Genomic DNA, 20,267 nt, shown 5'->3' with positions numbered 1-20,267 from the left:
TGTCGGGTAAAGTATTATGGATCAATAAGGATCTTCTAAAATGAAAAGCGAGAAAATCATAAACGTTGCCTGTTTGCTTTTCAGGCAAAAAGGAACTCAGGGAGTTTCGACACAGGATATCGCGGTTGCTTGTGGTATTTCCAAAGCAACGCTTTTTAAATTGTTTGAAAGTAAAGAGGTTTTGATCGAAAGCGTCGTTAAAACCCAGCTTGAAAAATGTGAGGAAATGTTAGCCAATCAGCCTGGATTAACAAGCCCACAGTCACGGATGGACTGGCTACTGGATTGCTCTATCCGGATCGGCGAATTATTTCCTACGATTTTCTATTGCAACCTTCAAAGATATTATCGGGAGTCATTTGAACTAATCGACAATTTTATTAAAAAAGACTTTGCTGATAGCCTGGTTGCCACCTTAGACAAAGGGAAACTGTCCAATGTTTTTGATTCCCAAGCAGATAGCCTTTGGGTTGTTCATATATATTGCTGGCAAATCAGGCTTGCAATCAGCGATACCACTATTTCAGAAATTGAAAGGCCTGAACTTTATAAACAGCTGAAAAAATTCTTCGTAAGCGGCGTGGCGACAAGGGCTGTAGCCTGGTAGCGCGTTGTTAAATCGTACTATGTTCCTATCGTGAAAACAATCCTTGTAGACCTGACCAAAGAGAAACATCAAGAAAGGCCTTTCCATTTCACCTTGTCTTTTGCCAGGTTAATGGACCATTTAAAGCAACGGGCAGAAAAATAGAGGTCGCCGAGGTGACCCACCTCCATCTTTCAAACAGGTATATAACTGATCCTGAACGGTTTGCTATCCAGGAGATTACTGATACACAGATGCAAGATGCGCTCAAAGCTGTTCTTTATCCGGAAGACAATAAATTCTTTTTCAGGGGATTCTCTGTTCGGATCTTGAATTCCTGGATCTGGAACATCTGCAGGGGGTTACAGGACTGAAAGCGCTGCGGGTGAGTGTGCGGTACTCATGAAGTCGCCAACAGGAAGATACTTGTAACCTAAAATCAACTCGTTTCAGCTAGTAGCTTTGATATTAGAAATCCCGTTTAAGTACGAGCGGTGAAATCAACGGGAGCTGGCAGATTTCGCTTCCGGCAGTTAAAAAAACCGATTTTAACCTATAGCCGTCCTTGCCAGCAGTGACTTGCTTATGATTCAATATCCTGTTAACCACCGACGACATCTCGATTAAAGACGAGAAATAGTCAGTATGGTTATCCGCGAAATCGTTTGGTGAAATATTTGTAGCTCAGGAAGACGAATAACCCCGTATACACTGCGTTTAGTAAATAAAGATTTTGGAAGCCAGATAGATTCTTTTCACTGTAATTCAACATTTGAAATGGGGCTGCATACGGTAGATAAATAACATATTCCCAGCCTTTTAATAACAATCCAATCATCAGCCCTCCCAGACCAACACCAAGCGAGACGATCAAACTTTTTAGCCGCAATGACAGCCAATACTGCAAAAACACGGTCGGTAGTATAGAAAGGAAAAATTCGGTCACAAATCTGAAAATATGTTGGCTGGGTATAGGATATTGCAGGAATCCAAAAGCCGGTATTCCATAGCCAAGCGCGACACCCGATACTACAGTGAATGAAAAATATAAAGCAAAAAAAACAATGACCATAGCGAAAACAACCATCAGTTTGCCCAGGTAAATCCTGTCTCTGCTGATCGGCAATGTAAATAGCTGCTTCCAGGCATTGGCCTTATGCTCGATATTGACAATCAGACCGATGACCAACAGAACAAAGCCAACTGAAAAGAAACAGCAGCCATTTAGCGTGCGAACCAGAAAGTCGTCCCAGGGATTTACTCCATGAACAGGCATAAATGCTTTTATATCTGACAGATAGGTGGCAAATAAGATAAGAGGGATAAAAAGAGCACCCAATATGCACAACCAGAAGGCAAAAGTATTTTTTAGCTTGATAAGCTCGGTGTAAAACAATTTCATAAATGATCATCTTTTATAATTGAAAGGAAGATTTGTTCCAGAGTGCTGTCTATCAGCTGTGCGCGATTGACACACAACCCTTTCGCGGTCAACAATGAGATCACCTGCGCCACTTGATCCTTGCCTGCATACTTCACATCGATCAGTTGCGTGGCATTCATGCTGGCCAGATGATCTATCCGTAGGATTTCCAGGGCGCGCGTGTTGTCATCAGTATCAATTTCAATTACGCTTTTGTCCCTGCTGATTTGCTGCAATTCTTTGACAGGTCCTTGAAACAGCATTTTACCTTTACCGATGATACCTACGTGGGAAACAAGCCTTTCAACTTCCGAAAGTAAATGACTTGATATTAGAATCGTAATACCATGCTTCACATTCAACTCATTTAACAGTTCCCTGATCTCTATAATGCCGTTGGGGTCAAGGCCATTCGTAGGCTCATCAAGGATCAGCAAATCAGGACTCGCAAGCAATGCCAACGCCAGGCCAAGCCGCTGTTTCATCCCCAATGAATAGTTATGAACATACTTTCGTGCCTCTGAAATTAGTCCCACCATTTTCAGTACTTGCCATACTCGTTCATTTCCGATGCTCCTCAGATATGCCGTTATCCTTAGGTTGTCAAGCCCAGTCAGGTGCTCATAAAGGGATGGTGTTTCAATCAGCGCACCGATCCGGGAAAGTGTAAAATTACGATCATCTCGAAGGAATTTTCCAAAAACCTTGATGGCTGTCGGGCTGCTTGGAAGCAAATCAAGTAACAACCTGATCGTGGTGGTTTTACCCGCGCCGTTAGGACCTAAAAAACCATATATCGCTCCTTTGGGAATTCGCATATTCAGCTCTTTAACGACAGTGCCGTTTTTTGAAAAGCTAAAAGACAAATTGCAAGTTTCAATTGCAAGTTCATTCTCATCAATCATATCAGTGTATTTAAATGGCTGGCAAATATTCATGCCTTTGTTAAGATGGAAAAATGATCAGGATACAAACCTTTGTAAGCCTGCCCTAATGCACAGTTGCCATGCCGAATCATTTCGGGAACAGATCAGGGCATTCAGGCATTAAAAAGTCTGCTTTCGGCATGAAATGTTTCGAAAGAGCCATTAATCATCCATATTTGGGTAATGGAACAGCTGGAATCTCTTATCGGAAAAGTAATGGCTTCAAGGATATTGGCGCACCTGACTTTCTCTCTTGCGTTTGTGGCTGTCTTTTCATGCGCGGTAATTTTAAGTGGTAACCACGACGTGGCTGTGGCAGCTATGATAAGCTGCCTTTACATTTTGACATGCACGTATGTGGGAAGGTGGTACGGCAAGTCCTGGCTAAACCGGTCGGCGGTATCAGCGCCGCTGGTCAGGTCAGCACTAATTTTCCTGGTAATGGTACTGGGTAGTGCTGCCGGTGCTGCATATATGTTCAAAGGGAACATACCCCGATACTTCCTTCAGTACTTGTTTATCTGTCTTCCTGTTTCGGTACTCTTTGTATTTCTGGGTATCGCAATTGCCCTGGCGCGGCATGCAGTATGGATGCAGGTCTCAGATGCCAAAATTGCGCAAGGGCAAAAGGAAAGCGAACTGCGGCTTCTGCTATCACAACTGAGTCCGCATTTTCTGTTTAATACACTCAACAACATTTACGGAATATCACTTACCCAGCAGCAAAGGGTTCCGCAATTGCTTCTGAAACTTTCTGAATTGCTGAGGTATAGTGTTTATGAAACCAGGGAGGAGTTCATTTCACTTCAAAATGAGCTGCTTTACTTAAAGAATTACATTGACTTTGAGAAAATACAAAACGGTGAAAGACTATCCCTGGAACTTGCGATCGAAGAACATCCGGACGATCGGATACGGATCGCTCCCATGCTGCTAATTGTTTTTGTTGAAAATGCATTCAAATATTCTAAAGCCACGCGAAGGCCAAAGATGTGGATCGTCATCACATTACAAGTGATAGGGGACTGGATTTGCTTCACTGTAAAAAATTCATTCGAAGCTGACCGCAGTCACCAAACCGATGTTGAGGAACCGTCGGGCATCGGCCTGCACCATACACTGAAAAGATTAGATCTAATATATGGGGAAGACTATTTCTACAATACCCACGCAGACAGTGATACCTATAATGTAGAATTACGGTTGAAAGCAAAATTATTATGATCAATTGTTTAATCGTTGACGATGCCCCGATTGCAAGGGAAATTTTAGTTGAATACTGTAACCTGCTTCCTATTTTGCGTATTGTAGGCCAATGCGCCGATGCCTTCGAAGCCAGGGAGAAAATACAGCAGCAGAAAGTCGACCTGCTATTAATGGATATCAATATGCCTGTGCTGTCAGGGATTGAACTCTTGAAAACATTGAAGAACCCTCCGATGGTGGTTTTCACTACCGCCTACAAAGAATTTGCAACTGATGCATTTGATCTTGCTGCCTGCGATTATTTATTGAAACCGTTTTCCATCGAACGGTTCATTATCGCCATTGACCGTGTTTTGGAAAGACTGAACACTAAAATAACCACCAGGCCTGAAATATCGCATGATACGTCAATCAGTCATTTATTACTGCGGACAGAAGGCAGGATCAACAAATTGAACTACGATCAAATCCTTTTTCTGGAAGCCAGCAGGAATAATACCAAAGTAATTACTTCCGACGAGTACCTGATAAGCTCTACACCACTCTCATCGATCGAGACCCAGCTGCCAGCCGAGCTGTTTTTAAGGGTTCATCGATCCTTTATTATCAACCTTTCAAAAGTGACTAGTTTACAAGGTAACCGGATCATGCTTGGCAAAATAGAAGTTCCATTGGGAGGCAATTATAAAGACGAATTCATGAAAATGCTGGGCGTGTAGCAGGGAGATCAACCCTTATCATCTTTAAATAATAGGCCTGATTAAAAGTGTACTTCTAAACAGCTACCGAAGCGCTTCCGGACACCCGTTACCAGGGAGTACAAACGATACTGAAATAATATTGGGGGTATCAATTTTGACATTCTTCAACGTGCCACGCATACCCACCGACTTATATTACTCATGGCACTTGGTCGCATAAGAATTATGACTCAGATCATGTCATATGATATTGCCCGTCAGCTTTTTTCCAGTATGGAATGATTTATTTTGGTATATAAAAAAATACCGACGATGCGAGCAATACTTCTCATATATAGCACATTAGCTGTGGCGGCTTGTTTCAACGGAGGTGTGAAAGCCCAGCAAATTGATGAGCGGATAAAGCACCGGTTAATTATAGAAACGACAGGCAAGCCAAATGACAGTACAGAAGTTAGCAAACTTGTTTATGACGTATCCTATGGCTCATTTGAGTCAAAACGCCGCTGGAATCTTTCCGAACAGATAGATTCATCAAATGTGAATTCGGCTGTAAAACGGATCCTGGAAAATCCGGAAACGATGCAATCAGAACTGGATTCTCTTGAACCTCGCCTGGAGCCATATCAGACACTGAAAAGAACCGTCGATTCCCTGATTGCAACAAGATCAGATTCGTTAGTCGACTGGGAAAAGATTCGCCATGCTTTCAACGAGTACGCGCTGATCAATCGGCTGCCAGACGATATGATAGTCCTTGTCAATATTCCTTCTGCGACGCTTCGCCTCGTTAACCGCAAAGGGGAATTACTTTTGAAATGCGCCGTAATCGTTGGAAGTCCGTCGACCCCTACTCCTATTTTTGGCGCACACATTACCAAAATCATAACTTATCCCTATTGGAATGTTCCCAGATCGATCGCGATAAAGGAGTTTTTGCCAAAAATAAAAAGGGATCCGGAAGGCTTTATGAATGCAATGAAAATGCAGGTAATATCAGCCGAAGGTGTGATAGTCTCCCCGGAATCAATCAATTGGAACAGTTTGTCTTCCCGCAATTTTCCTTTTCGCCTTAGACAATCCACAGGTTGCGACAACGCCCTTGGAGTCATCAAATTTGATATTGACAGCCCCTATGACGTTTACCTGCATGACACAAACCATCGGGAGCTTTTCAACAAAAAATATCGGTTTTTGAGTCATGGTTGCATCCGAGTTGAAGAACCGATTAGGCTGGCAAACCTACTTATGCAAAAGCAGCTTTTGCCTGAAACGTTTATGGAGGATCGTTTGCAAAACATCCCATCAAAAGTATTTCCGTTGCCGAAAAAAATTCCCGTAGTCATTACGTATATAGAAGTGGAGGCCCAAAATGGTTTGACCTACCACTCTGATATTTATAACAGGACCCGATTGCCGTAACCATACTTTTAAACATTAAATCATGGAAACAGATAACATCAATTCCGTTAGTTTTTGGATAGCCTATTCAATAGCCAACCTTCTTGCACTCACACTTGTCTGGAGCAGTAAAAAATATCTTGGGTATACAAAGGCAGCATTTTTTATAATATTTATTGGGGCTGCGGCAGTTATTACCTACATAGCCCTTGATTCTCCATGGCCCAATCACCATTACGCGGAAACAACTATCCCTCTTGATAAAACGCTCATTCTAGGCATATTCGAGGCGATTATCAAGCCCATGATTCTGACCATCCCAATTGCTTTGACATTGGTCGCTTTATCTATGTTTTTAAAAGGACGGCTATTCAGGGTTGGATGTGTAGCCGGTATAGTTCTTTGCCTATGTCTCGCGCGGCTGGGATGGTATGTTGCTTTTCCAGCGCCTTTGCTGTTGGCCGTTGCCTTATTCCGTCTTCAGAAGCCCTTTGCTGCGTCTCGATCAGAAAAAAAACCGGGGCTGGCGCCGATTTCGTCGGCCGCTTTAACGTAAACTAAGATGGAAGACATATCGAGAATCCAAAACACAGCGTTAAGGGAAAGGGTCATCACTGCAAAGTATGCGGCCAGTCTGATCAAAAACGGAATGGTGGTTGCCTCAAGTGGCTTTACAAAGTCCGGGGACAGCAAGGCTATACTGCCAGCCTTGGCGGAGCGTGCAGAATTCGATCCTTTGAAAATTACTCTTATTACCGGCGCATCGCTGGGACAACAAACCGATGCAAAACTGGCAACAGCAGGGGCCATCGCTTTGCGCATACCTTTCCAGTCGGATCCCGTGATGCGGACGCTGATCAATGAAGGGCAGCTTGGATATATTGACGAGAACCTCGGCGAAACCGCCATGTTTCTAAAAAACAGGGTTTTCCCCCCTATCGACATTGCCATTATCGAAGCGATCTGCATACATGAAGAGGGTCATATTGTACCAAGCCTTTCTGTCGGCAATTCTGCAATCTTCGCCTCGTTGGCGAAACAAGTCATCATCGAAATTAATACTTCAATACCAACTTACATTGAAGGAATACACGACGTATTTGATATTGGAAACTATCCGCAAAAACAAATTATACCGATCAGATCCGTTAGTGAACGAATTGGCCTCAGCTCTATTCCATGTGACCCTGACAAAATTATTGGTATTGTTTTCACAGACACCAAAGATACTCCTTCCGATATTCTCCTTCCCGATAAAAACACGGAGAAGATCGCTGGTTATATTCTTGATTTCCTAACAACTGAAGTTGCCGCTGGTCGTTTAACGAATTCGCTTCTACCCCTGCAGGCTGGCATCGGCAAAGTGGCAAATGCGGTTTTGAAAGGGTTTACTGAAAGTAATTTCAACCATTTGACCATGTATTCGGAAGTCTTGCAGGACAGCACCTTCGATCTCATTGATGCAGGCAAGATGGATTATGCATCCGGCTCCTCCATAACCGTTTCAGACGCTTGCTATCAGCGTCTATTCCAAAACTGGGAGCATTATAAAGACAAGATCATTCTTAGGCCCCAGGATATTACCAACTCCGCAGAAGTTATCGGAAGACTTGGGGTGATAGCGATAAACACAGCCCTGGAATGTGATCTTTATGGGAATGTCAACTCCTCTCACATTGGTGGTACCCATATCATGAACGGAATTGGCGGCTCCGCAGATTTTGCCCAAAACTGCTTCATGAGCATCTTCGTAACCGAGTCTGTCTGCCAGGGAAATACAATCTCCCGCATCGTACCGATGGTTTCGCATGTTGACCATTCCGAACATGATGTTGACGTAATAGTTACAGAACAGGGTCTCGCCGATTTGCGGGGGCTTACGCCGAGGCAAAAGGCACAAGCGATCCTTAAAAACTGCGTCCATCCGGATTACCACGAAATGCTAAAGGAGTATTTTAACGAAGCATGCAAAAGAGGAGGCCAAACGCCTCATATCCTTGAAAAAGCTTTTGACGTGTATCACAGGCTTCGAACTACGGGTTCAATGAAGGGCAAACGCAGCCTTCCCGAATCTGCGCAAAGTTTATAGCGACTTGCATGATACGTTCACAGCTTCTATATCATTTCACGATTTCTAAAACATTTTATTCAAACCAACGAAAATATGAAAAACATACTTCTGGTGATCAATCCGGAGCACCCCAGTGTTTCTTGTATTCATTTTGGGTGCTATCTTGCCCAATTGACACAATCGAAGCTCAAAGCCGTATTCGTCGAAAAGCATATTGCCGATAAAAATCCTTCTTTAAAAACGTTATATGGTATACCCTACGTTGAAACAATCCTTGCCAGCGACCTCCCTAATTACGAAGAACATCAGCAAACACGCAGGGTATACACTGAGACATTCAAGAAGATTTGTCATGACAAAGGGGTCAGGTTCAGCATCAACCAGGATTTGTATTCACCGCTCGAAGGACTCATCGAAGAAAGCAGGTTTACTGATCTAATCGTCGTTAGCAGGAATATCAGTTTTGAAGGCGAATCCGATCATGCGCCGTCCCGATTTGTTAAAGATCTCATCGCAGAAACAGAATGTTCGGTGATAACAGCTCCGGTATCATTTGAGGGCATCGATGAAATATTGTTCGCCTACAATGACAGTCGATCTTCGGCGTTTGCCATCAAACAGTTCAGTTACCTTTTCCCAGAACTGGAAGACATTAAAGTGACGCTGTTACATGTTCAAAAAGATCCGGATGAAAGTCAAATCCAGGAAAAAAAGCTTTCGGAGTGGATCAGTGATCATTACAGCTATCCTGTCTTCATGGCTATGACTGGCAAGCCGGGCGCAGAGCTTTTCAAATATTTATTTGACAAGAAAAAGACGCTCGTTGTCATGGGATCTTATGGTCGTGACATGCTCTCAAACCTGCTGTCTCCCAGTACCGCAGATCCACTACTCGGAAAGCTGGATCTCCCATTCTTTTTTGCCCACAACTAAATATATTAATTATGAAAAAGATAATTGCCGCGATTGATGGCTTGAAATATGCGGAAGGCACCGTTCAATATGCCGTCCAGATTGCCAGGGAAACGAACTCTCACCTGATTGGTGTATTCCTTGAGGATTTTAGCTACCATAGTTACTCCATTTACGAAATAGCGTCGCACCTCGATCCGTCAGAACTGCATTTGCAAAAACTGAATGATGAAGACTCACTTCGGAGAACGCAATCTGTTGAAAACTTTACCTCACTTTGCCAGAAAGCAAAAGTAGAATTCACCATCCACCATGACCGGAATTTCGCGTTAGCAGAATTACTGCATGAAACAGTATATGCGGACCTGCTGGTCATTAGCAAAAAAGAGACGTTTTCGCCTTTTCAGCAAGAGCCCCCAACCGGATTTCTCCGTGATTTGTTGGGAGACATCCAATGCCCGGTAGTGGTCGTACCTGATGAATTTGATTCAGTTGAAAAAATCGTATTGCTATTCGATGGTCAGCCATCCTCATTGTTTGCTATCAAAATGTTCAGCTACCTGTTGCCATTTATGAAAACGCTTCCGATCGATATCCTGTCCGTTAAGCCACAAGATGAGGACTTTCACGTTCCAGATAATCGGCTGATGAAAGAATTCGCAAAACGGCACTTCCCAAACGCCACATTTCAGATTCTGCACGGTAACGCTGAACATGAGATCCTGGAGTATTTGAATGAAAGCGAAGTAACTCCCCTGATTGTTCTGGGGGCATATCAGCGAAAACTGGTATCACGATGGTTTCACAGAAGTATGGCAGATGTACTAATGGAAAAATCAAACTACCCAATTTTTATTGCACATCAATAAGCCGAGGGCCGGGGGCTTTGAACCCGGCCCGATATTTGACTTTCAACTACCATTTCGGCCGCAAGTTAGTTTTACGCCTGGTACTCTATGATTACGACCGATTCCTCCGCCAAGTCAAGGTGTGAAATATGCTCATACTTTATGAAACTTAAAAAACAGGATTTTTAGCCAGTCGGCAGTAAACATATATGCAACCAAAATACCAAACAGACTAAGGATCTGGTTCGCAGGAACAGGTGCCAGGCCAAGGTCTGTCGCGAAGGGTGACCACGGAAGAAAAAGGGTGAGCACCAGTGCCAGACAGGTAATTAACAGCAACATTTTGCCAGGTTTGCTTTTTAGGAATGATACCCTTGTCCTGATGACCATAAGAATAAGCAATTCTGTAATAATTGACTCAAGAAACCAACCCGTGCGAAAAGCCGCCCCGCTGAGCTTGAAATGAAAATATAGTACGTAAAACGTTATAAAATCGAATATGGAGCTGTGCAGTCCAAAAACCATCATGAAATTTCGTATCAGCTTCATATCCCAGCGCCCCGGCGAAGCGAGCTGCTGCTGATCAACATTATCGGACGCTATCGACAACGCCGGCAGATCCGTGATAAAGTTAGTCAACAGGATCTGCTTGGGCAGCATTGGCAAAAAAGGAAGCAAAAGCGATGCCGTGGCAACGCTAAACATATTTCCGAAAGTTGCTCCTGTTGTAATGAAAATATACTTCATAGAGTTCACAAACGATTTTCTCCCTTCCTCGATACCATCAGCCAATACCGAAAGATCTTTTTCCAACAATACGAAATCTGCCGCTTGTTTCGCAGCATCGACGGCATTACTCGTTGATATGCCTGCGTCAGCAGCATTGATGGCAGCAACGTCATTAATTCCATCGCCAATGTAAGCTACAACCTGCCTGGCCTGCTGAAGCGCCTTTACGATACGAACCTTTTGATGCGGTTCGATTTCTGAAAATACATCTATTTTTTGGACTTTATTCTGCAGCGCCTCCGGCGACATACGATTCAACTCTTCGCCCGTCAAAACGTGAGGTTTGTTAATACCAAGTTGATGCGCAATATGCGCCGCAGCATACCGGTTATCGCCTGTAATCATCTTGAAATCTACGTTCATTCCCTTTAGTCTGGCGATGGATGCAACACTAGATGCTTTCAGGGGATCTTCCAGCAGCAGGTAGCCCATAAACGTCATACCATTCTCATCCTCCCGTTTCATTTTATCGCCCTCAAAACACTTGGATGCGATTCCCAACACGCGATATCCCTCTTTTGAAAAGGCTTCAAACCGATTGTTAATGAGCTCCCTCAACTGATCGCTCAGCTGTTGCATGCCGCCCGTATCACTTTTCACAAATTGGCAGACTTCCAGGATATTGGTCAGCGCACCTTTACTGATGATATCTTTTTTACCTTCTTTGCTTACCAGAATGCTCAATCTTTTTCTGATGAAATCATATGGCACTTCATTTATCCTGATATACCGTTGATTAGGCAAGGCCAATGCACAGATGGCCTCATCCATCGGATTACTGAACCCTTGCTGCATCGACGCATTCAGAAAAGCAAACAGCCTGACCTCTGCATCCGGCTTGCCATATACGTCTAAAAAATCTTTGGCATTCACTACGCCTTCTGTTATGGTTCCGGTTTTATCTGAGCACAAAATTCGCACTTCCCCGAAATTGAATATAGACGACAGTTTTTTTACAATCACTTTCTTTTTCATCATTCTGTTAGCTCCGGATGACATAGCGACCGTCATAATAGCAGGCAGTAGCTCCGGCGCCATCCCTACAGCCAGGGCTAGCGAAAAAAGCAGCGAATCCAGCAAAGGTTTATGAAAATATATATTGATTGCGAAGATGACCAGGGTTAAAGACGCAGTAATCTGAAGTAAAAAATAACCAAACTGCTTTATCCCTTTTTCGAAGGCTGTTTCAGGCGTTTCAGACAGGCTAGTCGCGATTTCTCCAAAAATGGTATCTTTCCCCGTGTGAACTGCCACAGCAGTAGCAGTCCCACTAACTACATTGGTCCCCTCCCAAATGCAGTTAAAGGTTTTGGCAAGTGAGGTATTTTCATCTGTTAAGCCCGCCATTTTTTCGGCTGGGTAACTTTCACCTGTAAGGCTGCTTTCGTTAACATGTAACTCATTACTTCCAACGATCCTGCAATCGGCAGGGACAATATCGCCGGCTTTGAGTCGAATAATATCGCCCGACACAATTTCCTTGATATTGACCATCTTATCCACGCCGCTACGAATAACAAGGCTTTTCAGCTCTATCATTTGTCTAAGCCTATCAACTGCCCTGCCGGCGTGAAGTTCCTGCCAGAAACTTAGCAAGCCAGTTACCAAAAGAATAAAGAATATGATCAAGGTGTCTGAAATCTCCTTCAGTATTGCCGACAAGATCACCGCGACAACCAGCAAGAGCACTAACGGACTGGTAAACTGCCGGATAAATATCTTCAGTCCCTTTTTAAAATCCGATTCCCCGATCAATTGCTTGGTGCTCTCCTTTTGACGTTTTTCAACCAAGGAATCGCTCAAACCCTGCTCGCCAGTTTCCAGCAAATCGTATATAGCAGTTAGTGGCAGCGAACGAATATTCTTTACATACATGATTTCAAAGAAGTTATATATAGAAATGCAGGATTTCCATCAAAGTTCATCAACTGGAAAGATCGCATTTATGACCGCGATCAACCTGAATGGTGAGTTGGATCAATGTTGAAAAAATTACCTAGACAAAGGATATCAGGGATATATACTTTTTCATTAAATGTAAATATTTTTCCGTCGTCTCCTGATACTCCCGAAAGGCGGCACTCCCTTCTGCCTCCCGTGCGCTTGCAGCGTTCACTTTTGCGCGAATATTAGCACGTAAACATTTGTAATAAAGAAAAATTTCTTGATCCCTTGGGTCTTGAAAAGCTGGAAACCGGTCGCTGTAAGTGGAAAGAAAAAGTTCGGAAAGTGATTCCTCGCCGAACGCTTCAAGATCCATACACAAAAAAGCGATATCGCTTAAAACATCTATTTGCCGGAAAGCGTCGTTATATTCAATGCAATCAAAGATGACCGGCTCTTTATTGATGAAAATATTACCGCAATGGAGATCCCCGTGAACATCCCTTCTGAATCCCAGCTGAACCCTTTCTGACATCCTATCAGCATATCGATTGACAAAAATATCACCGAATACCAAAGCTTCGTCGATGATATGCAACTGTTCTTGGGAATGCTTCTTTATGAAAGATCGGATGCTTTTGATATCGTTAAAGGTTTCCCTTTGGTAACCCTCATTAAACGGCAACGGAATTACGGGTGCATTCCTATGTAAATCCGCAATCTTTTCACCCAAAAGACATATATCATCCCTTCCAACTTTTCCCTGAGAAAGCATATGATCCATCCTGTTTTCTGAGCTCTGTCGCATCATGACGACTGCATAGTCTACAATCTTCCCTTTTCCGGAGCCGATCCGAAAGCAACCGTCATCTTGCTTAACTGGAAGTACTTTGAGGTAGATTGACGAAAATCGTCTGTTTAGTTTCAGCTCTTTTTCGCACAGGAACTTTCTAACAGAAAGCCTGGAGAAGTCGAGAAACGAGAGCTTCACTGGCTTCTTGATTTTAAATACAAGATCATTGGTCAGCAATATCCATGAAATGTGTGTTTCTTCCAGCGTTGCACGAAGGGGCTTGCCTTTGCATAGCCCACTTTCAGCTAAGATATGAATGTCAATGCTTTTCATTTTTACTTTGCAGATACCCCATAGCCAATGCCAGCATTTCTGAAATATTATCGTTCCCTGAATGCAGTTCAAGATGGTCCGTTGTGTACGGTTCAAACTTCAGTTTCATACTTTCATAAACACCCAAATCAGCTTCACTATCATTCCGTGGCTTTGCCAACCGCTGACGTGTCAACTCTTCACTGGTGCTTACCTTAATAAAAACGACTGTAACATCGTGAGCCAGGGCAAGATGAATAAACAGCTCCCTCATGCCATGATGATAAAACGTTGCATCAACGACTACGGTCTGGCCTCTATCGAGGAAAGCCTCGGCAAGGTTAGCCATTTCACTGTAAATATGCATTTTGTCCTCCAATCTGTATTTCCCTTCCGCCTCCATGGATTTTCGGAGCTTGTCACTGCTTAAATAAACAGCTTTCAATTTTCCTGCCAATCTTTCGGCAAAATAGCTTTTCCCTGATCCTGGAAGTCCCGAGACAATAATGATCATATGAGATATGAATTCAGTCATTTTAGCAAGTCATCTTTTTTCAACTTCATCTGGATTTAATCAAGAAAAATGCATATCACCTCCAAGTTTCAGATGTTGCGCTCCGAATACTTCATTATCAACGCTAGTTGCCCTCCATGGTGCGCTGTATGTGATATGATCCTTCCGAGCGATTCAGCCTTGGTCTTAACGCCGAATTCCTTTGTGACAATCTCCGTCTCCCAGTCTTCATCCTGTTGTTGCAGAATGGCAGTTGTCAATGCATTTGCAGACTCAGATATGTAATCTAAAAGGCTTGGGAGATCGGTCCATTCGCCCGTATCGTGCTGGGCTATTAGCGTTTTCGCACTCACGGACAACTTAATACCAAAAACGTTTTTTGCAAATAGCAATTCCACATCGCCAAGGTGCCGTATGAGAAAACCTACACTATTTTGGGTTAGAGGTAATTTTCGAACGAGATCCTGCGGTGTGATGCTGGTCAACTGGTTTGAAAAACGAGTCCGGGCTTCTTTCCAAAGCGCAAGGAGTATTTCGGTTTTTGATTTTGATTCCATTTTTGATTAATTAAGTATTGTTTCAAAATGCATATTCATGTTTTATATTCCTGCCAGTACACCAAAATTCAGCGAGTCGCCAGGCGATTTTTTGAAATCCTTGTCCGCATCGACTCAAGCTGATATCCTCAATCGCTTTTACTCAGTTCCATTACTTTAAGATGGCCAAAAAAGAGGCAAACTGATGCTATTCCATAACCAACACTGCAGCTCCTTCTACCTTCCCCTGCCGCAGATCGTCCAGGGCCTGATTGGCCATTGCAAGAGGATATAATTGGATCTGAGCCTTTACGTCCGCCACGGCAGCCGCTTCCAAAAAACCGGTTCCGTCCTTTCGGGTCAGGTTCGCCACCGACTTAACTACCCGCTCTTCCCATAATAAATTATAAGGAAACGAGGGGATATCGCTCATATGAATTCCCCCACAAATTACCGTCCCTCCTTTGTCAATGTCCGAAAGAGCCTTGGGCATAAGGCTTCCAACAGGAGCGAATATTATGCCCGCGTCTAATCGAATGGAGATGCTTTCAGACGAATCACCGGCCCATACTGCACCGAGCTGCAAGGCTCGCTTTTGCCCGGCTAAATCGCCTTCTTTTGTAAAAGCATAAACTTGCTTTTTTTCCAATACTGCAATTTGAATGAGTAAGTGGGCTGCGGCACCAAACCCATAAATCCCAACTTTTTCAGCCGTCTCCCGAATCATATTGTAGCATCTGTAACCTATCAAACCTGCACACATCAAGGGAGCGCCAGAGACATTACTATATTTCGAAGCCAGCGGAAAACAGTAGTTTTCAAAGGCGACCAAATATTCTGCATATCCCCCATTCACGGTGTACCCCGTGAATTCGGCAAAATCACAAAGATTTTCCTGTCCTCTATGACAATATTTACACTTACCGCAGGTATACCCCAGCCAGGAAACACCGACAAAATCCCCGACCATAAGATTTGTATTATGCCCACCTAATTGTACAACCTGGCCTACAATTTCATGACCTGGTATAAGGGGAAGCATCGGCTTATGAAGTTCTCCGTCCACAATATGAAGATCCGTTCTGCAAACCCCGCAAGCGATCACCTTTATCAATACCTGCCCATCGCCGGGGACAGGGATCGGTACCATTGAATGTACTAATGGCGTGCGAGGCTGGTTTAAAACCATTGCATGCATTGTTTGAGGTAGATTCATTTTAGTCAGGTCAGAACCAGATTTATCATTCAGCATATATTGTCGATCCATATACTACAATCCACAGCAATCGTAATTTCAGCCACTAACTATTCTCCCATCCTGCATTTCAATGATCCTTTGAGTTCGGCCAGCAAATTCGTTATCATGCGTCACTATAAGCAAGGTCTGAGCAAAATCGGTGGTGAGTTGCTGAAATATCTCGAAAACAATCTCGCTGTTCTTTTTATCTAGGTTGCCCGTCGGTTCGTCTCCCATTATAATGAGTGGATCGTTAATAAGAGCCCTGGCAATGGATACCCGCTGTTTTTGCCCCCCGGAAAGCTGATGAGGCTTTTTCAATGCCTGATTTTCAACCCCCAGTATTCGAAGTTTCTCATATGAACGATCTTCCATCTCACTGGGCGAGTATTGCCCTAGTTTCAGTCCCGGCAACATCACATTTTTCAACACGGAAAACTCATTGAGCAAATAATGGAACTGAAATACAAATCCAATTTTTTGGTTTCTTACAATTGCCAGTTGAGATTCACTTTTGTCACGCATATCCTCGCCGTCAATCTGCAATTCACCCAGATAATCAGTATCCATAGTAGAAAGTATATAGAGAAGCGTGGATTTACCACAGCCCGATTTACCAATGACAGATATAAATTCTCCCTTATTGATTGAAAGGTTAACGTCGTCCAATACCGGCATTTCCACCGGATCCAGGAAGGATTTTGAAATATTTTTTGTCTGGAGTACTGTTCTGTTCATTTTCCTCTGATAATTACTACGGGATCCATCTTGCTTGCCTTTCTGGCAGGAAAGTATCCAGCCAAATATGTGGTGAGCAAAGAAAATATCCCTCCTATCATGTAAAATCCGATGCTGTAATCAACAGGATATGTTTTTATTGTGGGAAGGGATGGTGTGTTGAAGGGAATATGGTCAATGATAACCGACAGCCCAAAACCCAAAATCAATCCCAGAACGCCACCAAAGATCCCGATCCCTGCCGCTATTATTCTAAATATCCTTTTTACATCTTTGCCTGAGAAACCCATAGCTTTGAGTATGGCGATGGAATCCATTTTTTCAAATATCATCATGTTCAGGATATTGTAAATCCCAAAACCGGCAACGATCAAGAGGGTCACTCCTACAGAATAGGAAATCAAACTCCTTATAAAACTTCCGGTTTCATACTGCGAATTGGCCGTCTGAATATCGACAGCATCCACTTCAAACAGTTTTTGATAGCTTTTTGCGAGTTGTGGAGCCATGTTAATATCCCAAAGCTTGATCTGAATATCGGTAATGTAGCTATTGGGTTCACCGAGTAACTTCTGCGCGGTAGCAATTGTGGTATAACTCTGAACCTTGTCAATTTCCTGCAGCCCCGACTCAAAATAACCTACAACCTTTAGCTGTATACGTTCCCCTTTCGTTGTTGTAATTTGGATCAGATCACCAATGTCTGCAAGCATCTTTTCAGCAACTCCCTTCCCCAATATAATGCTGTTGGGCACTATGGTGAGATTCTGATAGCTCCCTTTCGAAACATAATCCTGAAACATAAATAATTCATTTTCCTCCTTTGGATCGATTCCGTTGACAATACCGGTCAAACTGACGACTCCTATATTGTAAAAAACCTGTGCAATTATTTTGGGAGCAACACCCAGAACGGCTGGTTCCTTTTTTAAAGTTTTGATAATAATCCCGTTGTTGTGTATTGACTGACGCTCATTTTTGGGCTTAATGGAACGGACAAAATTATAGTACCCTTTGTATTGAGCTGCAAGGTCAACCGGCTGTCTTTCAGAAAATTTCACATCGTTATACAAGCGAATATGAGGAGTGCGATTCAGTACCAGTCCGTCCAGAAGATCGTTAAGGCCTGACATAAAGCTTAGCAATCCTATAAACATCGTAATTCCGAATGTGACTCCCATAGCTGCAACGAGGGTCTGCCTCCATCTCGCCAACAGTAGAGCGCGTGAAATACTCAATAGCAGCCCATACTTCATCTTACAGGAACGATTAATTCATCATCGGCACTGACACCGGAAATAATTTCTATCTTATCATAATTCTTCAATCCGGTTTTCACCACCTTTTGCTCCCCATTTCTATCAAATACAACCGAGTCATTCAGGACAAAACGTCGAGGGACGATCAACGCGTTTTGTTTCGTTTGAAGAATGATATTGGCCTCAAAAGTGATATTGGGATAAAGCGGATCAGGAGGTTCGAGAAATTCTGCCTCAACCAAAAAAGTTTTGCTCTGCGGATTCATCATCGGGAAAATCCTTGTGACTTTGGCATCAAAAACTTTTCCCGGGTAACTATTCATGGCAACAATAACAGGCTGGCCTTTTTTCACTTTGAGGATATCATATTCATCGACTTGCATTTCGAGAATAAACTCGTCGGCCTCTCCCAGGATTGCCAGTGGCGTCTGAGGAGTTACAATCTCTCCCTTATATTTCAGAATACTGTACACTGTCCCGTTTACCTCACTTTTTAAAATAAAATCCTGCGACTGCCTTGCCGATATCAGCATCGAATTTTTTGATTGCTTGGAATTTAAATCCAGCTGACGCCTCAGATCCTCATAAGCAATCAGTGCTGCATGATATGCGGCTTTTGAATTCTGAAAGACCAGTGCTCGTTGTTCCAAATCAATTAGCGTTCCGACGTTCCCTCTCCACAGATTTTGTTGCCTTAAGTATAACACGGAATCATTCTGCATGAGATTCAAGGCCTGCTCACACTCTAGTTGAGCTTGCTGAAGCTTCCCCCTATTTGCATTAAAGTCCTGGTAACGGGCTGCAAGCTGCGCGTTATTTTCTGACAGCCTCTGGGTAAAATTGGAAATGGAAAGTATAGGCGTCCCTTTTCTGACTGGATCGCCTTCGGAAATAAACACTTTCTCAATAATACCGGTGGCAACCGCAAAAGCCTGATACTGGTTTCGGCTCTTTAAAATACCGGATGCATATACTGACTCGGAAATAGACGCCCTGGTTGGCTTGATACTATCGGTTTTGCCTTGACAGCCGAACTGTGCCAGGCTCCAGATGAGTATCAAAACCTTATTCATAAGTTTCTATTGAGCTGTTGATAAATTTCGGTTAACCGCTTTACCACGTTGTGGTGCAATAATAATCTTCCCACTGAGGATTTGCCGGGCCGCCAAAATTCTGTTCTGCTTTTTTTGGCGTTTTATTTCTCGTGCTAAAAGCTTCTCTTCCTTCGAAACTTTCTTTTCGATGATCGAATGGACATCGTCAATAATATGTCTTGCAATTTTCCTGATCTGCTTTTCAAGTTTGCTTGAATTCTCATTGGTTGCATCAATTTTTAACTTTCTATTGAGGGCTGTTACAACCTGCTCCACTTCTTTTAGTTTTTCTGCTTTCATGATTTCTTTATGTTTTGATAATCAATAGCATTAACAACACAAAGCTAAACCAGCGCGGATGCATTTTTGATGACTTGAAGACATCTTAAAGGTGACTGTGATCATAAATTGATCCCGAAATCATCACAGCCCTTAATTTAAAACTTGATTATCCGGTTGCTCAGATTGTTCAATAAGCATATTTGAAAAATCCCGAATATTTCTTGCGTCGATGTTTGCGAAGATGCTCGTCAAAAACAGTTATACGTAACAACCCCTTACTCAACCTGTGAATGTTTGCCATCTCGGTGTGTTCGAGTGGTCCTGCTGATTCTCAGTAAGGTACATTTTTCAATAAAGCCAAATAGACAATAAAATCTCCCTGATTATACGGCCCGGTAATCATTTGAACCGAAGATGCCGCTCCGAAATTCAAGTTTAAGCTGGGTTTATTTTTTAGTATTCTTTCGACAGTGTTCCGCAGTTCGAAATATGCGTTCCAAAAACCTCTCGGGATACGTTTCACCGGCTTTTTGTTGGTGATACATTGCTGATCACGGATAATACTCTGATTTGCATTTTAATCTGGAAAACGCTGGAGTCGGATAAACATCGTTGACCCTGCGAAAAAAATGTAAGCGTAAACGATGAGAACGATCATTTTTCCAAGGTTCTCAGATCATCAAAAATGTTTATAGCCATGCCTAATATTATACCATCAAAAAATTACAAAAAATGGCTCCAAATCACATTAACTA

Annotated in this window: 19 protein-coding genes; 8 read left to right on the top strand and 11 right to left on the bottom strand. The window is 43.0% G+C overall.

Features of this window, described 5'->3' with window-relative positions:
- Positions 1–40 precede the first annotated feature (40 nt).
- The gene (locus AC1XUD_RS02830) at positions 41–607 is read left to right on the top strand and encodes a TetR/AcrR family transcriptional regulator (protein WP_483359429.1); all 567 of its coding nucleotides are present in this window, start codon (positions 41–43) and stop codon (positions 605–607) included.
- A gap of 628 nt (positions 608–1,235) precedes the next feature.
- On the opposite strand, the gene AC1XUD_RS02825 is transcribed toward AC1XUD_RS02830, so the two are convergent.
- Together AC1XUD_RS02825 and AC1XUD_RS02820 are read right to left on the bottom strand one after the other, a co-directional pair.
- Positions 1,236–1,988, bottom strand: a complete 753-nt coding sequence (locus AC1XUD_RS02825; protein WP_483359428.1) for an ABC transporter permease — start codon at positions 1,986–1,988, stop codon at positions 1,236–1,238.
- Positions 1,985–2,914: an ATP-binding cassette domain-containing protein gene (locus AC1XUD_RS02820; protein ID WP_483359427.1), complete on the bottom strand. Its 930-nt coding sequence runs from the start codon at positions 2,912–2,914 to the stop codon at positions 1,985–1,987. The genes AC1XUD_RS02825 and AC1XUD_RS02820 overlap by 4 nt, the downstream gene beginning before the upstream one ends.
- Before the next feature lie 204 nt (positions 2,915–3,118).
- Between AC1XUD_RS02820 and AC1XUD_RS02815 the strand changes: the two genes are divergently transcribed.
- The 7 genes from AC1XUD_RS02815 to AC1XUD_RS02785 all read left to right on the top strand — a co-directional run bounded on the left by AC1XUD_RS02815 (position 3,119) and on the right by AC1XUD_RS02785 (position 10,095).
- A complete protein-coding gene (locus AC1XUD_RS02815) occupies positions 3,119–4,159 on the top strand; it encodes a sensor histidine kinase (protein ID WP_483359426.1) in 1,041 nt (346 codons plus the stop codon).
- Positions 4,156–4,860, top strand: a complete 705-nt coding sequence (locus AC1XUD_RS02810; protein ID WP_483359425.1) for a LytR/AlgR family response regulator transcription factor — start codon at positions 4,156–4,158, stop codon at positions 4,858–4,860. The genes AC1XUD_RS02815 and AC1XUD_RS02810 overlap by 4 nt, the downstream gene beginning before the upstream one ends.
- Positions 4,861–5,154: 294 nt before the next feature.
- Entirely contained in the window at positions 5,155–6,264 is a 1,110-nt protein-coding gene (locus AC1XUD_RS02805) for a L,D-transpeptidase family protein (RefSeq protein ID WP_483359424.1), read from the top strand.
- Between the two features lie 22 nt (positions 6,265–6,286).
- A complete protein-coding gene (locus AC1XUD_RS02800) occupies positions 6,287–6,799 on the top strand; it encodes a hypothetical protein (protein WP_483359423.1) in 513 nt (170 codons plus the stop codon).
- A 6-nt stretch (positions 6,800–6,805) separates the two neighbouring features.
- A complete protein-coding gene (locus AC1XUD_RS02795; protein WP_483359422.1) occupies positions 6,806–8,332 on the top strand; it encodes a succinate CoA transferase in 1,527 nt (508 codons plus the stop codon).
- A 75-nt stretch (positions 8,333–8,407) separates the two neighbouring features.
- Positions 8,408–9,247: a hypothetical protein gene (locus tag AC1XUD_RS02790; protein ID WP_483359421.1), complete on the top strand. Its 840-nt coding sequence runs from the start codon at positions 8,408–8,410 to the stop codon at positions 9,245–9,247.
- Positions 9,248–9,258: 11 nt separating this feature from the next.
- Positions 9,259–10,095: a hypothetical protein gene (locus AC1XUD_RS02785; RefSeq protein ID WP_483359420.1), complete on the top strand. Its 837-nt coding sequence runs from the start codon at positions 9,259–9,261 to the stop codon at positions 10,093–10,095.
- Between the two features lie 132 nt (positions 10,096–10,227).
- Here AC1XUD_RS02785 and mgtA read toward each other — a convergent pair whose 3' ends face one another.
- From mgtA to AC1XUD_RS02740, 9 genes are all read right to left on the bottom strand, one after another.
- Positions 10,228–12,738, bottom strand: coding sequence for a magnesium-translocating P-type ATPase (mgtA, locus tag AC1XUD_RS02780; RefSeq protein ID WP_483359419.1), 2,511 nt, complete (start codon positions 12,736–12,738; stop codon positions 10,228–10,230).
- Between the two features lie 121 nt (positions 12,739–12,859).
- A complete protein-coding gene (locus tag AC1XUD_RS02775; RefSeq protein ID WP_483359418.1) occupies positions 12,860–13,873 on the bottom strand; it encodes a hypothetical protein in 1,014 nt (337 codons plus the stop codon).
- The gene (locus tag AC1XUD_RS02770; protein ID WP_483359417.1) at positions 13,860–14,387 is read right to left on the bottom strand and encodes a P-loop nucleotide/nucleoside kinase family protein; all 528 of its coding nucleotides are present in this window, start codon (positions 14,385–14,387) and stop codon (positions 13,860–13,862) included. Before AC1XUD_RS02770 ends, AC1XUD_RS02775 begins: the two co-directional genes overlap by 14 nt.
- A 68-nt stretch (positions 14,388–14,455) precedes the next feature.
- The gene (locus AC1XUD_RS02765; RefSeq protein ID WP_483359416.1) at positions 14,456–14,923 is read right to left on the bottom strand and encodes a DinB family protein; all 468 of its coding nucleotides are present in this window, start codon (positions 14,921–14,923) and stop codon (positions 14,456–14,458) included.
- 187 nt (positions 14,924–15,110) lie between these two features.
- Positions 15,111–16,169, bottom strand: coding sequence for a zinc-dependent alcohol dehydrogenase family protein (locus AC1XUD_RS02760; RefSeq protein ID WP_483359415.1), 1,059 nt, complete (start codon positions 16,167–16,169; stop codon positions 15,111–15,113).
- Between the two features lie 27 nt (positions 16,170–16,196).
- On the bottom strand, positions 16,197–16,877 hold the full coding sequence (locus AC1XUD_RS02755; RefSeq protein ID WP_483359414.1) for an ABC transporter ATP-binding protein: 681 nt from the start codon (positions 16,875–16,877) through the stop codon (positions 16,197–16,199).
- Positions 16,874–18,133, bottom strand: a complete 1,260-nt coding sequence (locus AC1XUD_RS02750) for an ABC transporter permease (protein WP_483359413.1) — start codon at positions 18,131–18,133, stop codon at positions 16,874–16,876. The genes AC1XUD_RS02755 and AC1XUD_RS02750 overlap by 4 nt, the downstream gene beginning before the upstream one ends.
- Complete coding sequence (locus AC1XUD_RS02745) at positions 18,130–19,209, bottom strand: efflux RND transporter periplasmic adaptor subunit (protein ID WP_483359412.1); 1,080 nt, start codon at positions 19,207–19,209, stop codon at positions 18,130–18,132. The genes AC1XUD_RS02750 and AC1XUD_RS02745 overlap by 4 nt, the downstream gene beginning before the upstream one ends.
- A 6-nt stretch (positions 19,210–19,215) precedes the next feature.
- The gene (locus AC1XUD_RS02740) at positions 19,216–19,530 is read right to left on the bottom strand and encodes a hypothetical protein (protein WP_483359411.1); all 315 of its coding nucleotides are present in this window, start codon (positions 19,528–19,530) and stop codon (positions 19,216–19,218) included.
- Between the last annotated feature and the right edge of the window lie 737 nt (positions 19,531–20,267).

Source organism: Dyadobacter sp. HNCC25DJ184, assembly GCF_056895215.1.
This window is presented reverse-complemented; position numbering and strand designations above follow the sequence as displayed.

Bases quoted from the DNA above. Each gene is read 5' to 3' on its own strand.
- AC1XUD_RS02830 (WP_483359429.1), top strand. From the start codon at position 41: ATGAAAAGCGAGAAAATCATAAACGTTGCCTGTTTGCTTTTCAGGCAA.
- AC1XUD_RS02825 (WP_483359428.1), bottom strand. From the start codon at position 1,988: ATGAAATTGTTTTACACCGAGCTTATCAAGCTAAAAAATACTTTTGCC.
- AC1XUD_RS02820 (WP_483359427.1), bottom strand. From the start codon at position 2,914: ATGATTGATGAGAATGAACTTGCAATTGAAACTTGCAATTTGTCTTTT.
- AC1XUD_RS02815 (WP_483359426.1), top strand. From the start codon at position 3,119: ATGGAACAGCTGGAATCTCTTATCGGAAAAGTAATGGCTTCAAGGATA.
- AC1XUD_RS02810 (WP_483359425.1), top strand. From the start codon at position 4,156: ATGATCAATTGTTTAATCGTTGACGATGCCCCGATTGCAAGGGAAATT.
- AC1XUD_RS02805 (WP_483359424.1), top strand. From the start codon at position 5,155: ATGCGAGCAATACTTCTCATATATAGCACATTAGCTGTGGCGGCTTGT.
- AC1XUD_RS02800 (WP_483359423.1), top strand. From the start codon at position 6,287: ATGGAAACAGATAACATCAATTCCGTTAGTTTTTGGATAGCCTATTCA.
- AC1XUD_RS02795 (WP_483359422.1), top strand. From the start codon at position 6,806: ATGGAAGACATATCGAGAATCCAAAACACAGCGTTAAGGGAAAGGGTC.
- AC1XUD_RS02790 (WP_483359421.1), top strand. From the start codon at position 8,408: ATGAAAAACATACTTCTGGTGATCAATCCGGAGCACCCCAGTGTTTCT.
- AC1XUD_RS02785 (WP_483359420.1), top strand. From the start codon at position 9,259: ATGAAAAAGATAATTGCCGCGATTGATGGCTTGAAATATGCGGAAGGC.
- mgtA (WP_483359419.1), bottom strand. From the start codon at position 12,738: ATGTATGTAAAGAATATTCGTTCGCTGCCACTAACTGCTATATACGAT.
- AC1XUD_RS02775 (WP_483359418.1), bottom strand. From the start codon at position 13,873: ATGAAAAGCATTGACATTCATATCTTAGCTGAAAGTGGGCTATGCAAA.
- AC1XUD_RS02770 (WP_483359417.1), bottom strand. From the start codon at position 14,387: ATGACTGAATTCATATCTCATATGATCATTATTGTCTCGGGACTTCCA.
- AC1XUD_RS02765 (WP_483359416.1), bottom strand. From the start codon at position 14,923: ATGGAATCAAAATCAAAAACCGAAATACTCCTTGCGCTTTGGAAAGAA.
- AC1XUD_RS02760 (WP_483359415.1), bottom strand. From the start codon at position 16,169: ATGGATCGACAATATATGCTGAATGATAAATCTGGTTCTGACCTGACT.
- AC1XUD_RS02755 (WP_483359414.1), bottom strand. From the start codon at position 16,877: ATGAACAGAACAGTACTCCAGACAAAAAATATTTCAAAATCCTTCCTG.
- AC1XUD_RS02750 (WP_483359413.1), bottom strand. From the start codon at position 18,133: ATGAAGTATGGGCTGCTATTGAGTATTTCACGCGCTCTACTGTTGGCG.
- AC1XUD_RS02745 (WP_483359412.1), bottom strand. From the start codon at position 19,209: ATGAATAAGGTTTTGATACTCATCTGGAGCCTGGCACAGTTCGGCTGT.
- AC1XUD_RS02740 (WP_483359411.1), bottom strand. From the start codon at position 19,530: ATGAAAGCAGAAAAACTAAAAGAAGTGGAGCAGGTTGTAACAGCCCTC.